Source organism: Spiroplasma endosymbiont of Polydrusus pterygomalis (assembly GCF_964030635.1).
GTDB lineage: Bacteria > Bacillota_I > Bacilli_A > Mycoplasmatales > Mycoplasmataceae > Spiroplasma.
The window spans coordinates 141125-156469 of record NZ_OZ034909.1 but is presented as its reverse complement, the minus strand read 5'-3'; the positions used below and the strand labels follow the sequence as shown (position 1 = coordinate 156469).

The window sequence follows — 15345 nt, the reverse complement described above, 5'->3', positions numbered from 1 at the left end:
AATATAAAAATCTTTACTATTCATCAATAACATTCCTCCATAATGAAAAATAATGCAAATAAATTGCATAAATACAACTTAAACATATCAATCAATTAATATAATTTTTTAATCAATATTATTTATCCAAACAAATTTATTTAATATAAATAATTAAATAAAAAATTAAACTTATAACTAATATTAATATTTAGTGATTCATGAATTGTATTTATAACAATTTTAAATATTAACAATTAACTATAAATTTAATTGTTAATAACAATATTATAACATAAAATAAAAAAACATCAATTATGAATCACTAAAATTGATGTTTTTTATAGTATGAGTTACATACCTACTTACATTATAACAATAAATAAAACATATACAACTATATTTTAATTTATGTCCTTATCTTATGATAATTTCGTAATAGTTATCTAACAAAAATTTCGCAACCATTTAAAATTAAAAATGGTGATAACAATGGAAAGAAAACTAACAATGAAAGAACAACATAAATACAAAACAATTGAAAAAATTATTAACAATAAAATATCAAAGCAAAGAGCTGCAAATATTTTACACTTATCAATTCGTCGCATTGAACAACTTATAAAACTTTATGATCCACAAAATAGTCAATCATTTGCTCACCATTCTCGTGGAAGGATAGCTCACAATAAAACAAATCCACAAATTTGTGAAAAGATTATAAATTTATATAAAACGCTGAATTATACTTGTAAGTGCAAGTATAATTCAGCGTTTGTAAACCCATAATTATTAATTAATTCAGAGAAAGGGCAGCATCTTAAATTCTTAAAATAGAAACTTTTTATCACAACTTTAAGTTAACGAAAAAAGTTGTATTACACATTTATTAAATATCTTAGAAATCTTTACAAAGTGTACCTTTTTTTCTCCAATTTTAAGGTGTTGTCCTTTCTCTGTTTTAGTTAATTAATTTGGCTAATAAATAAAAAAACTTAATATCAAAGAAAGGAGTAAGTAATGGAAATTAATACGCAACAAACAATATGTGATGTTGATAATTGCTATAAATCAATATCATTCATTACCGAAGAATTTTTATCAAATAAAGTTTTATGAACTTGTGATAAACACAAAGTTTTATTAAAGGCATCGTGTACGATGAACCTCCAAAAAACAACTCTTGTTAAATAAAAAGGGTTGTTTTTTTATTTGTAAACCCATAATTATTAATTAATTCAGAGAAAGGGCAGCATCTTAAATTCTTAAAATAGAAACTTTTTATCGCAACTTTTTCGTTAACTTAAAGTTGTTTACACATTTATTAAATATCTTATAAATCATTACAAAGTGTACCTTTTTTTTCTCCTAATTTAAGGTGTTGTCCTTTCTCTGTTTTAGTTAATTAATTTGGCTAATAAATAAAAAAACTTAATATCAAAGAAAGGAGTAAGTAATGGAAATTAATACGCAACAAACAATCTGTGATGTTGATAATTGCTATAAATCAATATCATTCATTACCGAAGAATTTTTATCAAATAAAGTTTTATGAACTTGTGATAAACACAAAGATTTATTAAATCGTACAAAAGATAAGAAACAAAAGCGATTTTATCAAAAAATAGAAAATTCAAAAATTATCTTTGATTGAGAAACTGGTTATTTTAAACTTTGATTTTATAAAACAACTTAATGCAGTGTGGGACGGTTATTTTAAATAACTAAGTGCTTCCATAAGAACATGAGTTTAAGCTCATTTCCACAGCCAGCCGAGGCAAGTACTGAAATAGTGTATGAGGAAATATGTAAATCGGCGCTGGTTATATTTAAACTAAGCGATAGTCGTGATAAGTGCAAGGTCAACATCGAACGACAATAAAAATAGAGATGGCCACTTTATAAATAAATTTGCGATATATATTGTCCCATCGAGGATGGCAGCGGTTCTACAAACCACAACGCCAGCACCAGGCTCTTCAAGGTGCAAGTGAATTTATTTTAAAAACTGAACGTTTTGACCTGAAATGGTGCGGATGAAGAGAGAGAATTCTCTGGCTTTACCTCATAAAAACAACTGTCTATTATCTAATAATAAACAAATATTAAATATATTATCGCCACCGCTCACCCCTAGTGAAGCGGATGGCGTAGTAAATAAATAGATAAATACTTATATAACTAATTCTCGCTTTGGAACTTTCACTTGGGAGTGAGTGCCAGCAAATTAAAAATAGGAGGAAATATAATGGAATATAAAAGTTTGTATATTAATAAAACTTGAAATGAAATAACAACATTATTTGATTGAGTGAATTGTCAACCTGTTAATTGTCGTATTTCTCATCATAAAAATCATTATGATTTACAGTGTTTAGAATGAGCAAAAATGTACTTAAATTTATTTGAAGATAAATGAGATGTTATTGCTTCTTATATGCAACATTACAAAATTAACGATATTTTAGATTTAGCATCAGATGGTTGAAAAATATTACAAATTGAGAAAAAAATCAATCAAATAATTTAGGATTTTTATATGAAAAAGTTAAATAAAATTTGTCTTAAAAAAAGATATTGAGGTTATTGTTTTCATAAAGAATGCAATAAAGAAAATAAATTGAATGAATTAATGCTTAAAAGTTATTCAGTATCGCAAGAAGATATTACGGATGAACATTTAGCATTAAACAATAAAAATAATTAGGAGGAATAAGAAAATGTCATATTGTATTAGTGATTACTTAAATGAAAAATGAATTAATAATAACGCATTAAAAATTAGTAATAAAGATATTATTTATGCACAAATTGATAGTGACTATGATATGAGTTGAGAATTAAATTTATATCTTAAATTTGGTAATGAAGAGCGACATGTAGGTAATATTTCATTGCCAAAAGATTTTGATTTAAATTTAAAATGATATGAAATTGATGAGGTTAAAGGTTTAATAGATGATTATTTAGAAGATGAAGAAGCAGACTACGAAGTGATAAATTATGAATAATATGTGAAAAGATGAAAGTGGTTATGTTTATAGCGAAGAAGATTTATTTAATATCGCATTAGAAGAATGTTGTTCAGAAGAGACTGCTTACGAATATATTGATAATTTAATTATGGATATGAATTTGGAGGAAATTTAATTATGGCAGATTTAAAGTTAAATAATCAAATTAAAAATATTACCTATCCATTTTATTTAAAAGGTAATGATTTTAAAGAATTAAGTTTAAAAGCATTACCGATTAAAAATTGAATTGATAATCACGGTAAAGAATTAGCAGAGTTTATCTATCGTCATCTTAATCATTATGCATTAAATGGTTATCAAGATATACATTTAAAAGATATACCCAGTGCTATTAGTAAAATTGATTTTGTTTTTAGAGAACCATTAGAATTAATAAAAGATTTTAAAGATGAATTAAATCGAATTAGAGTTAATATTATTAATTTAGAAAAAGTACTTCAAAATAATAAAATTGAAATTAAAAATAGCCTAATACAAGTTCAATACTTAAAACAACAACAGTTTATTCAAACTAAAAAACAAGAACAAGAAAATAGGGTTGAATATGCTAATAACTTAACGCCTGATATGGGGTTAGACATGGACCAAATTGAAGATGAACAAGTTCGTGTTATGGAAGATGTAGCAAAAATAGAACAAGATTTAGAAAAAACTACTAGTAAATTTCGGAAAGAAAAAATATTAATTAAAGATATTGATATTTTGGGTGTTAATGATGATTTTTTACAAAATGCTGATAAATTAGAACTTATTAATTTAATTAAAAATTATTTAATTGTTGATGAACAAATTGTTAAAAACGAAATTAAAAAACAATGAGATAGTAATAAAAACATTAATACTATTGGTGTTAATGGAATTAAATTCAAAATAAATAAAGGAGAGAAATAATTATGAATAATCAAATGGGAATAAAAGAATTAGTAGCAACAGCAGTTAAAGCATATGAATTAAATGTTAATGCTAAATATTTACAAGAAAATTTAATTTCTTTACAAGAACTAAAATTAAAAAATAATCAAAGTTATATGAATTTAGTGGGTAATGCTGATAATGGAAAAATTACAGCCTTAGGAATTATTAATTTAAGTAATAAAGGTTTAATATTCGGAAAAGATTTTAATATTATTCCATTTAAAAATAAATTAACAACTATTATTGATAGTAGTGTGTTTCAAAAAAGAATGGAACAAGAAAATTGAATGTTAAAACGAGGAATTATTTATAAAAGTGAAAAATTTGTATGAGATACCGATTTACAAAAACCAAAATTACATGAAATAGATTTTATGACAAATACCAGTCAATATGAAAATATTATTGGTGCTTATGCTTTTGGAATTAATCGTTTAACTGGTGAAACAAAAGGAATTTTATTAAGAAAAGCCGATATTGACCGTTTAAAAAATAGTAGTCCAAGTGGAAATAGTGAATATTCGCCTTGAAATAAATGACCAAAAGAAATGGTTGAAGCAAAATTATATCGTAAATTAGCCCAAGAATTAGGTGTAGATATTACTGACATTGATTTAGATGAAAAAGAAATTAAAGAAGATGGTAATTTTGATTATATACCTTTTAATGATATTACTGTCGCCAAAAATAAGGGGCATATGAGCGATGAACCCTTATCAAACAATATAAATACCTCATCTTATATAGAAATAGCGGATACAAACAATAATGTAGTTAAAGAAGAAGATATCTCTAATGTAGTACCAACAGTTAATAATAATGATGAAGAATGAGCAACTTGATAAAAATAGGTATTGACCCATCAGGGACTGGTACTACTGCTATCGTTACTTTTAAAGATAATAAATTAATTGATAAATCCGAATATACACATTATGATTGAATTACACAACCCGATATTATTTTAGATGTATTAAGACCAGATGCAATTATTAATATTGAAGATTGTTTATATACATCTGCTAATGCAAGTAAAGATAGGGATGATTTATTAAAAGTAATTGGAACAGTTAAATACAATACAAAAAAAGTGCACAATATTAATTGAGTATCACCAAAACATACTAAATCAATTGTTAAAAATATGGAAAATTTAAGTAAATATAATGATAGTTGTATATGAGAATTTGATAAAGATAGTAATTTAATTTATCAATATGGTAAAGGTTGAAAATATAATAATGATAAGATAAGTAATCATTTACGAGATGCCATTATTATTGCTAATTATGAGGTTTAATATTATGAAAGAATCATATAATCAAAAAACAGGAAAATATTATTCTTGTAAAATTCGAAATGTTAATATTTACTTAAATAAAAATGAAGAAAAAATTTGAAATAAATTATCTAACTTTGATACTTATTCACAACGAATAGAATATCTTATTAATTTTTATATAAGTCACAACAAAGAAAAATAAAAAATAACCTTAATTGGTTATTTTTTTAAATACTATTTGTTAGTTGTCTAATAGCATCTTTTTGTGCTTGTTTTTTGTCGTTTACTTTAACTTGTTTTTTAACATTTTTAATTTGACCTGTTTTAAGGGCTAATTCTGTTGCATAATCAGGTCCTCGTAAATGTTTTTCGTGGGCAATAACAGCAGTTCTTAATTCTCTAAGTTCTGCTTTATATTTTTTAATTTTTTTAGCAGATAATCCAAGAATGCCAATACTACCCATTCCACCAGCGCCAGCTAACACAAGTAAAGCAATCATTAATGTTTCATTCATTTTTTTGCTTCCTTTCTTATCCTTACTTAAACAGTGGCCATCCATTTTTTCAGAACAAAATAATTTATAAATTAAGCTATATAACCACCCAAAAATATCTACCACCCCTATATATAGTCTATTTTAATAAAATTTAATTATTAGTTTCATAATTATTATTTATATTTAATTTTTTGTTATTTTCTTCTTGTTTTTGTTTTTTAATATTTTCGTTTTGTATATTTTTAAATATTTCTTCTGTTATACCATCTAAATTATTTCATTGTTTTGCTATTCTTGGTTGAATAACGCGCGGATTAATCCGACAATCTAAACAATGTCTTAAATGGTCTTTTTTTCATTTTGATTTATCAATTCCAATAATAATTAAAGAAATAATTAAAGTAATCAAAGGTAAAGTTGTAAATAATAATCCCATTTTAGAAACTTTTAATCGTGGAATATCAATTTTCATATCTACTTTGGGTTTACTACTAGCAACAAATATACCTTGAATTCCATGGGTAAATAAAGGTGTTAATAAAATGGCAATCCCATTGCCTCAATATTGACCATAATTATATCAATCAATTTTTCCTTTAATTGCATCAATCATTCCATATTCCAATCAACAATTTAATGCTAAAAATATTAAAGTATAAAAACTAACTACTCAACTCCTAATTTTATATTTTCTTTCTCATTCTCTAATATCTTTATGAGTTCAATTATAAGTTGGAATAGGATCTTTTTTAAATCAATTTCAAGGTAATGCACCCTTTAATCAAGTTGTTTTATCTTGCTTCATTAATTAAACCCCTTTCTAACTTACTTTTTTTCTTTCAATGTGTAAATCAGAAAGTGTTCCATCTGTCCCACCAGTACGTATAGCAATAATTCCATCACCTTCTAATTCTACACGATGAGAAAAAACGTTTCCTAATTCAAATGAACCAACAGTTATTTTTCCCTCAAAATTTTTGTATGTTGATAAATAATAATGATTTTGATTACTTGTTTTAATTCAAATATTGTATTTATAATTTTCTTTGTTTCAATTTTGTATTTCATAATCAAACCTTGTATTATCTAAATCACTGGTATCAACAATTTCTCAATCTGAAATATTTGTTTTTCAAACCCCATTATCATAATAAATCGTATCATTATCAAACGGAACAACAAGTTTAATATATTCATTATAATCAATTTTACTATAATCGATAATTGTTGGATGAGTAATATTAATAGTGTTATCAGTTTGAACGCGTTCTTTTAAATAAAATAATAAACTGTCATAAAATGTTTTTTTCGTAATATATTTATATTCTTCTTCTCAAGGATGAGCATAATTCCCTAAATGATAATTATATGGTCTCGTAACTGTTTTACTAGATATAATATCAATTATTTCACCAGCTAATTTTAAAGCATTTTTAACATCACGAGTAATATTTTCATTTGCTTCAGGGTCATTAGTTTGTGAATAAGCAACTCCACCTTGTGAAAATGAAGCACTACCAGTTAAATCATTAACTCCTTTTGGCAAATATCAATTCATAACTGCTAATAAACAAGCAGATTGAATATAACTTAATCATTTATCATATTCAATTAAACCAGTATTATCTTTTTTAACTCAGGGAAATAAATCTTTTTTATTAATCTTATCTGAAATTGTCCCACCTGATAATCTATCCATTCATAAACTAGTTTTTAAAATAGCATTATAAATTAAATTATCATTATAAGCAGATTGCTTACGGTCATTAATAGGTTGTCAAAGTTTACTTTCTTTAACATCTTCAACTGTTATAAATAACAAATTATTTAAATTACTTTCCATATAATACACCCCTTAATTGATTACGATATTTATTTCTTAAATTAGATAGTTTATAACTATTAACTTTTCTTTGTACTTTTTTAATTTTTTTAATAGTTTGATTAGTTTTATAAAACATACTTTTAACTGGTGTTTTATATAAATTCTTAATATTTTTAACATCGCTTTTTCGCTCTCGATACCATTTTTTATTATTAATTTCACCAGCAAAATTGAAATTAAAGTGTCCAATCTTTAAATTATTAATAAACGTTTTAATTTGTTGTAATTTTTGAATATGTGGTAATGTTAATTTAATATTTCCTTTTGGGTATTTTTCTTTTAATTCTTTTGGTAATCGTTTTTTAATATAATCTCTTAAATGACTAGGTAATCATTTTCTTAATCAATAACGCCAAAATAAAGTTCCTGCATTAGACACAGCATTACTTAATAATTTTCAAATTTCAACTGGAACACTAGGATAAACATATGGACCATAAAACTTCGGGTGTTTTGCTGTTTTTGTATATATTAAAATAGTTAAATTACCTGTTAAAGTTAACTTATTTGTTATATTAAACATACCACTATTAAGCCAACTACTATTTAAAGGTTGTCAATTAGTGTTTAGATAATTTTCTTTTTTAAATTGTTCTCTATTTTTAATATTGTTATCTTTTTCTAATTTACTTAATATTTGTTGAATTTCTTTTTTATGACCTTTTTTAATTAAATTTAAATAAGTAAATGGATTTAATCATTGATAAATATCTTCAATTTTATTTGTAATCTTTTGAAAAGGATTAGCATAATATGAAGCAAACTTATTAACCTTATTAATTAAATTAACAAACTTATTTATTAAAGGTTTATTTCCTAAATTTTCTGTTAATAAAGTTAAAATTCGTAATATTAATAAATTCATTGTTTATTAAGAATTTTTAATTACTACTTCAATTGACTTTGTTTTACCAGTTGCTTTGTTTTTACCTTCAATTAAAACTTCAACAATTTTATCATTTGTAATATCAATTGGTCAGTCTTCACCTTTAGGATTAATAGAATAATCAAAATCATTTTCAGTTAAAGAACTATCTACAGTTTTAACTGCTTTTAAAACAACGTCTTTAAATTGTGGTTTTAATCATCCATCACTAACATCTTTGGGATCTGGTAAATTAATGATTGGTTTATCTAATTTATTTATTTTACTAATATCTATTTTAGCAACATCTGGTGTTAAAATTACATTAGATTTTGTTGTATTTATTGGTGTAGAAATTTCATAATCAACCGGCACTCTAAATGTTTTATTTAAATTACTTTTAGCAGTATTTATTTCTTCTTGTGTTGGTTCTTTTTCTAAAATAATCTTACATGTTTTTGGATATAAAATTGTTGGTGTTGCATATTGTACTTTACCAATTCATTTAGGGTTAGCAGTATCATTATCTAAAACTTGTTGAATAGTATCCATATTAATTGGATATGCTCATACTTGTTTATTAATAAGTAAACCATTTATATTAGTAAAATTATAACCTTTATCTCGGTTAACTTGTCCTTTTGTATATGTTTTTTCTAAATGAAAACTTTTTGATACCGGAATACCCATTGCGGTATTTTCATATAATTCACCGTTAACCATTGCTTTTAATTGAGCTTGTGAACCAATTACTTTTAAATAAGCAGGTGTTAATCCTAAATAGGATCTTCGTCCTAAAACCATAAACATTTTATCGGTTGGTAAACCAAAATATAAATTACTAATTTGATTTGTTAATTCAATCAAAGTTTCATTTAATGTAAAGAATGCTTTATTTGCATCATCAGCATTATCTGCTGTATAACCACGAAATGGAATTACTTCATATTGACCATCTGCTAAACAATAATCATAAATAGCCTGAATTAATTCACATTCTAAATTAACAAATTTATTCTGTACAACACTAGCAATAGCATCAGCAATAACACCATTTTTAATATTTTGTTCTATCATTGCTAAGTCAAATGCTTCATTCATTAATTTTAAATTAAATCTTTTATTAATAGGCACCGGAATTCTTGTTAATCCCATTGTTTGAGTTGCCCCACCATTTGGTAATGAATAATCATCTTGTCATACCACACGATGAGTTAAATTATATAATGCTTGTCCTGCATTAGGTAATCAAGCAACTTGTTCAGCAGTTGCAGTTGCATATTGCATAATACTTGCATGCTCATTCATTAATGGTCCTCTTAGCATAGCGTTAACCATATCAACATAGGCTTTTTGACCTGTTGTATTACCTTGTAATGTAAAATGTACTTGCGGCAAATTAATTGTTGCCATAATATTCACTCCCTTATTATCTAAGGTTTTTAAGTGTATAATCAGTTAATTTCTTAATTTCTTCTGGAGTATATGCTCCTTTTTCTTTAATAGTTTCAATTTCATCATTTTTATTTTCAACCGAATTTTCAATCATATCTTTAATTAAATTAGTTGGTGAAACTGATGGTTGTTCTTCGACAAACAAATCAGGTTTTAATTCTTTTAAAGTTTGCATTTTTTCAAATAAAGAACTACCACTAACTTTTTCTAAATTAGTTTTAATATCTTCAATTTTAGTAGATGGAACATCTTTAAAGGCTTTTAATTCATCTAATTCATTAGATAATTTAATAAAGTCTTCTTTTGATATAACATCTTCGCGTTTTTGCACACTTTCTCTAATTTGCTTTGCTTCATTATTAAACTGATTTAAGATATTTTCTGCAATTTCTTCACTTAAACCTTGTTCGATTAATTGTTCTTTTATAAGTGCCATTTTATAAACTCCTCTTTTTTTATCCTTGTCCGATTAACAAGTCAGCGTAACTCTTTTTTACGGAAAAAGATTAAACCTATGCCTTCATTATATACTATTATTTTACTAATACAACACTTTATGTAAAAATAAATAAACTTAATATCTTTGATTGCTAATTTACCCCTTAAAACGTGTATTAATAGCTTTTTAACAAGATAAAAGTTTTTAAAATAATTACTAATTTTGCTTGTATATATATATATATATATATATACTGGGAATAGATCTTGATAAAAAGTTTCAAGATTAAGAAACGGAGAAAAACAAGTATGAAAAAATTACTTAGTTTATTAAGTGTATTAACTATTGTTGGAACTGCTGTACCAACAACAATTGCCGCTAGTCCATATCAAAAAGAAAATAGTAAATTAAATCGAGTTAAAAGAGACACTCAACCTCAATATTGACAACAACAATATAGTCCGGCAGAGTGTTTTTATAATCCGATAGATTTTAATCGCACCGTACGTTATAATAAAAACGGCACTTGAGAATATGACAATATTACTCAAAGTGAGAGAAATTGTTTATGACAAAAAGGTATTAGAGAAGCAAATTTTAGAGCACAACAAAGAATTCAAGAATGAAATAGTTATTATGAAAAACAAAGAATTGAACAACAACAACATAATTATAATCAACAAGTTAAGAGAGAGTGAGAAAAAGAACAACTTCTAAAATTCAAAAACGATTTAATACAAGCAGAAAAAGAAGGAGCAAACTTAACTGATGATTTAAGAGCTGCTTTTAAAATGCACGGACCTAAAGTTATTGGTGCTGGAACAGGTGCTTTAACGGGGGTAACTATTGGTCTTTTATGTGGCCCCGGGGCACCCGTTTGTTCTGCTGTTGGTTCAGTAATTGGAGCAATTGTTGGATCGATTTCTGGTGGTGTTGCTTATGAAATAATAAATAGAATATAATAAATAAAATTATTATATTTATGGAAATAATATAAAAGTTATTTCCTTTTTTAATTAAATTAACAAACTTTATAAAAATACAAAGGAATTAAAAATATGAAAAAAATATTAAGTATCATAGGTGTAATATCATTAATTGGAGCAAGCATAACAAGTTTAGTTGCTTGTAATACGCCACAAGAATATACACCCGAAGAATTAGCAAAATTAAAAGAAAAAAACAAAATAGATACTATTAATCAAGAAATCAGAGATAATTTAGAATGAATAGAACCTCAAGAAAAACCATTTAATAAAGGAAATCAAAAATTATATTTTGTAATATGAAAACATGGTAATGATTGAATATTAACTAAATTTAAAGATAGTTATATTGTTGGTAATATTAGTTTGTTTACAGAATTAGATAAAAAATCATCATTTAGTTTAAAAATAAATAAAATTTTTAGCGAATTGGGTGTAGAAAATAATAATACGAAAAAAATAACTACTTGAAGTTCTAGTTGAAAAAATAAAGATCCGATTAAATCAGTTTATCGTTGAAATGGTAAAGAAAAAAAATTACCTAATTTATATATTAATGAAAATTGTAATGTAAAAGTTAGTGGTGAATAGAAAAAGAGATTTATTAATAATGTGCAATGTTTCTTTTAACTGAGATATATAAATAAAAATGTTTCTAGATTATTATTAATATATAAAGTTAGGAGAAACATTTTTATTTATATATCTCAGTTAAAAGAAACATTGCAGATTTATTAATAATGTTAATTTTAATTGACATTATTAATAAATCTCTTTTTATTTTTATCTTGGTTTTATTGTAATTTTAACTGGATTATTACTTTTATTTCTAATACCTAATACATTTGGATTGTTTACATCTATTGTTATATCTTTATCATTACCAAAAAGATAATGATATGAATCAGAAATAACAAGTGATAATTGAACAAATAGTACTTTTTTAAATCTAATTTTTAATTTCATATCATTAGTATAATATGCTTGCAAATAAGCTTCTTTAATTTTATCATTATCATTATTAGATAATTTTGTTATTTGAAGTAAAAATTTAACTAATAAAACATATTCATTTATATTTCCAGCAAGATAATTATTTTGATAATCTCCATTTGGTAAACCATTAGTTTTAAAAGTATCAAACGTTTTAATATCATTATTTATTTCTTTTGTGTCTATTGTAAAAATATTTGGAAAATTAACATTATCAGTTTGTGATAAACCCTCTTGTTTTAAGTGTAAATCTGATAATGAGTCTAAACCATCATTACAATCAAAAGCACCAGTAGATAAATCAACATTTCTATTAGGGATAAAATATTCTATTTTTGGTTGCCGACATTCAACTTGTATATTATTAAGATTACTTATTTCAATAGTTTTATAAGCATCTTGAAATTTACTTATGCTTTGAATTGTGGGGTCAATTTGTTTTAAATCAATTTCAATATCATAATAACCATAATTAAATTCATCATTAAATAAATTAATTTCTGATTTTCCTAATTTTTTTCTTTTACATTGTGCTGGTGCTGTAATTTTAGTTTTTAATGGTAGTATTACATCAGAAGGCATAATATCTTTTGTATAAGTTTTATAGTTATATGGAACTGGTGGTAATACATATTGTGGATAATTAAATGTTGGTATTTCATAGTCGTGTGGTAATAAGAAACTAGTTTTATAATTAGTTGTCATATCGCGTAAATAATTATTTAATGTACTTTTTGTTTTTCCACGAAAACTCCATACTGATAATCTTAAATAATCTTCTTCATTATTGGTATATGGGTTATCAGCATAAAAGATAATTTCAAAATTACCTTTATATAATGCTTGTATTGAAAACATATCAATAATATAACTACAATTTGTCCCATCATGTGTTTGTAAGAATTCACAATCATTATCTTCTTCACCGTCACTAACTGGTGTTTGAGCATCTACTGCTGTTGTAAGTTCATTAATTAAATAAATTCGGTTAGTTTTTTGATTTAATTGTTTTAAATTATATGTTGAATATACTAATTCACTTGTTGGTGAACCATCTTTAGTTAAAATAGTACCTTGTATTTTATCAGTTAATAAAGTAGTAAAACCAAAACTAGTAGCATTTGCACCAAATATAGCACCAACTTTATCATTACCTTGTTCTCTAAATATTTCAAATGGTAAATAGCATTTACCTTTTGATTTTTCATACCAAAAAGCATCATTATAAAAACTATAAATATTAGCACTCATAAAGCCATTAAGTCATTGAAAATTAGGTCAAGTTTTTTCATCTTGATTAATAACTCAGCCCCAAGGAATACCAAACGAAATAAAGTTTAGGAATTTACCAACACCACCCGGTATCGTAAAAGGATTAAAAACTAACTTTTGTGTATAGTTTAAAGGTAATATTGTTATTTGACGGTTAATAAAATTATTCATATTTAAAATATCTCAAACATTACATGAACCCATTTTATTGTATTCAATTTGAACACTACCAACAGTATTACCAAATTCATCTTTTCTTCTAAAATATGATGATGCTTGGGTACTAATAATATTATCAACCTTACCACCCTTTACCTCTATTTGACTTGGTGGCGTTATTTTTCAATCTTTTGATCAATAAAATTTAGAGTCCTTATTTTCTTCATTAATAGTTGTTCCAACAACGGGATTAGTTGCTGTTGAACTTGCATTATCTGTTATAACAATACCTTCACTATTTTTTTGCTTTCAAAAATCATATCTACTTTCCATATCTTTTTTTCAATTTTCATAACCGGTTATCATTGTTGGTTGAATCCCTTGAATGTTATATCAACTTACTTCTGGTGATGCATAAGTATTTACTTTATCAGGCGGACACGGATACATGTTATACATTAATAAATCTAGTGAATTCATTACTTTTGGATTAAATTGACCTTTAATAATTGGCCGGCCAATAACGGGCATATCAAAAAATATCGGATTACCATAAAATTTAACTGCCATTGCTCTAACACCGGGGTCTTTTAATAACATATCATCTAATTCAATAGTTGATGTATTTGTTTTCTCATTATAAGTTATTTTAGGAAAACAATAACCTTCCCCAGGTGCTGATGTTTGAATAAATTGTCGTACTGATAAACCACTATTACTAATTTTGTCATTAATACTTGAAAAGGTAATTTCTTGTCATAAAAAACTACCATCTCATGGTGAATAATAATTAATAACATTTGATGGATATAATCATTGTCTATCTTGGGGAGCAATATTTATATTACCCCCACCAATATTTAAACCATGGTCATTAAATACAGTATAAAAATTATAATAATCATTAATATTTAATTTACTTGCATCTTCATCTAAAATTAATAAAGTATATTGTCTTTCAGTTGATTGCTGAGTAAATACTTGTTCAAATTTAGCTTCACCAAATTGAATCGAACTTCTATCATCAATCATATAAGCATCTCAATGTTTACCAACTTTAACTTCTTTTGTATAAAAATTATCAGCTTTATTATCATTATTAATAAAATAACTTAATTTATATTGCTTTAAGTATGCTAACATTCTATTAATATCATAAATATTTTCCCCATCAATTAATTTTCAATAAACATTATTATTTTCATCTTTTAATTTTATCGCGAAAGGTGTTTCGTTATTGGCTCATATAGTTGAATTAATTGATTGTTTACTAAAATCATCAATTGTTAAGATATTAATTTCTTCACCTTTATGTTTTTGAACTATTTTTAAACTATCTTGTCATTGAGCAATCGTACTTTCCATATTATCAAATATTCTTGAATAACTACCATAATCACTAGGCTTTGCGTTATTGGGTTTTCAACCTGTTTCAGTATCAGGAATATATGAACTATAAACATTAAAAGGAAATACCATTCAATGTCTATTATCTTTTATATTTTCTCTTATATCTATTAAAGTATCGTGGGCTTGTCTTCTTAGTTCTTCGATAACTCCTGGGTTAATTCTACTCATTT

Annotated in this window: 20 protein-coding genes; 13 read left to right on the top strand and 7 right to left on the bottom strand. The window is 25.0% G+C overall.

What is annotated here, in order from left to right:
- Window positions 1-489 precede the first annotated feature (489 nt).
- The 11 genes from ACQH23_RS00985 (at window position 490) to ACQH23_RS00935 (ending at window position 5416) form a co-directional block, all read left to right on the top strand.
- A complete protein-coding gene (locus tag ACQH23_RS00985; RefSeq protein ID WP_425378583.1) occupies window positions 490-768 on the top strand; it encodes a hypothetical protein in 279 nt (92 codons plus the stop codon).
- A 231-nt stretch (window positions 769-999) separates the two neighbouring features.
- A complete protein-coding gene (locus tag ACQH23_RS00980; protein ID WP_425378582.1) occupies window positions 1000-1173 on the top strand; it encodes a hypothetical protein in 174 nt (57 codons plus the stop codon).
- Between the two features lie 262 nt (window positions 1174-1435).
- On the top strand, window positions 1436-1675 hold the full coding sequence (locus tag ACQH23_RS00975; protein ID WP_338955090.1) for a hypothetical protein: 240 nt from the start codon (window positions 1436-1438) through the stop codon (window positions 1673-1675).
- Between the two features lie 516 nt (window positions 1676-2191).
- Window positions 2192-2509 (top strand): hypothetical protein, encoded by a 318-nt coding sequence (locus tag ACQH23_RS00970; RefSeq protein ID WP_425377632.1) that lies wholly within the window; start codon window positions 2192-2194, stop codon window positions 2507-2509.
- A gap of 9 nt (window positions 2510-2518) precedes the next feature.
- Window positions 2519-2686, top strand: coding sequence for a hypothetical protein (locus ACQH23_RS00965; RefSeq protein WP_425377670.1), 168 nt, complete (start codon window positions 2519-2521; stop codon window positions 2684-2686).
- Between the two features lie 13 nt (window positions 2687-2699).
- Window positions 2700-2990 (top strand): hypothetical protein, encoded by a 291-nt coding sequence (locus ACQH23_RS00960; protein WP_425377634.1) that lies wholly within the window; start codon window positions 2700-2702, stop codon window positions 2988-2990.
- Window positions 2983-3129, top strand: coding sequence for a hypothetical protein (locus tag ACQH23_RS00955; RefSeq protein WP_425377635.1), 147 nt, complete (start codon window positions 2983-2985; stop codon window positions 3127-3129). Before ACQH23_RS00960 ends, ACQH23_RS00955 begins: the two co-directional genes overlap by 8 nt.
- 2 nt (window positions 3130-3131) lie before the next feature.
- Window positions 3132-3908, top strand: coding sequence for a hypothetical protein (locus tag ACQH23_RS00950; RefSeq protein ID WP_425377636.1), 777 nt, complete (start codon window positions 3132-3134; stop codon window positions 3906-3908).
- 2 nt (window positions 3909-3910) lie between these two features.
- Entirely contained in the window at window positions 3911-4777 is an 867-nt protein-coding gene (locus ACQH23_RS00945; protein WP_425377637.1) for a recombinase RecT, read from the top strand.
- Window positions 4762-5232: a hypothetical protein gene (locus ACQH23_RS00940; protein WP_425377638.1), complete on the top strand. Its 471-nt coding sequence runs from the start codon at window positions 4762-4764 to the stop codon at window positions 5230-5232. Before ACQH23_RS00945 ends, ACQH23_RS00940 begins: the two co-directional genes overlap by 16 nt.
- A gap of 4 nt (window positions 5233-5236) precedes the next feature.
- On the top strand, window positions 5237-5416 hold the full coding sequence (locus ACQH23_RS00935) for a hypothetical protein (RefSeq protein WP_425377639.1): 180 nt from the start codon (window positions 5237-5239) through the stop codon (window positions 5414-5416).
- Window positions 5417-5441: 25 nt separating this feature from the next.
- On the opposite strand, the gene ACQH23_RS00930 is transcribed toward ACQH23_RS00935, so the two are convergent.
- The 6 genes from ACQH23_RS00930 to ACQH23_RS00905 all read right to left on the bottom strand — a co-directional run bounded on the left by ACQH23_RS00930 (window position 5442) and on the right by ACQH23_RS00905 (window position 10352).
- On the bottom strand, window positions 5442-5774 hold the full coding sequence (locus tag ACQH23_RS00930) for a hypothetical protein (protein WP_425377673.1): 333 nt from the start codon (window positions 5772-5774) through the stop codon (window positions 5442-5444).
- Window positions 5775-5862: 88 nt separating this feature from the next.
- Window positions 5863-6516 (bottom strand): hypothetical protein, encoded by a 654-nt coding sequence (locus tag ACQH23_RS00925; protein WP_425377674.1) that lies wholly within the window; start codon window positions 6514-6516, stop codon window positions 5863-5865.
- 15 nt (window positions 6517-6531) lie between these two features.
- The gene (locus tag ACQH23_RS00920) at window positions 6532-7554 is read right to left on the bottom strand and encodes a hypothetical protein (RefSeq protein WP_425378581.1); all 1023 of its coding nucleotides are present in this window, start codon (window positions 7552-7554) and stop codon (window positions 6532-6534) included.
- Window positions 7544-8461 carry a hypothetical protein gene (locus tag ACQH23_RS00915; protein ID WP_425378230.1) on the bottom strand — a complete coding sequence of 306 codons (918 nt, stop codon included), beginning with the start codon at window positions 8459-8461 and terminating at the stop codon, window positions 7544-7546. Before ACQH23_RS00915 ends, ACQH23_RS00920 begins: the two co-directional genes overlap by 11 nt.
- Before the next feature lie 6 nt (window positions 8462-8467).
- Complete coding sequence (locus tag ACQH23_RS00910) at window positions 8468-9874, bottom strand: hypothetical protein (protein ID WP_425377644.1); 1407 nt, start codon at window positions 9872-9874, stop codon at window positions 8468-8470.
- 16 nt (window positions 9875-9890) lie between these two features.
- The gene (locus tag ACQH23_RS00905) at window positions 9891-10352 is read right to left on the bottom strand and encodes a hypothetical protein (protein ID WP_425377645.1); all 462 of its coding nucleotides are present in this window, start codon (window positions 10350-10352) and stop codon (window positions 9891-9893) included.
- Between the two features lie 311 nt (window positions 10353-10663).
- Between ACQH23_RS00905 and ACQH23_RS00900 the strand changes: the two genes are divergently transcribed.
- Together ACQH23_RS00900 and ACQH23_RS00895 are read left to right on the top strand one after the other, a co-directional pair.
- Window positions 10664-11317: a hypothetical protein gene (locus ACQH23_RS00900; protein WP_425378580.1), complete on the top strand. Its 654-nt coding sequence runs from the start codon at window positions 10664-10666 to the stop codon at window positions 11315-11317.
- Between the two features lie 96 nt (window positions 11318-11413).
- Window positions 11414-11932, top strand: a complete 519-nt coding sequence (locus tag ACQH23_RS00895) for a lipoprotein (protein ID WP_425378579.1) — start codon at window positions 11414-11416, stop codon at window positions 11930-11932.
- A gap of 192 nt (window positions 11933-12124) precedes the next feature.
- Here the strand turns inward: ACQH23_RS00895 and ACQH23_RS00890 are convergent, their stop codons facing one another.
- Window positions 12125-15343, bottom strand: a complete 3219-nt coding sequence (locus ACQH23_RS00890; RefSeq protein WP_425378578.1) for a hypothetical protein — start codon at window positions 15341-15343, stop codon at window positions 12125-12127.
- Window positions 15344-15345 lie beyond the last annotated feature (2 nt).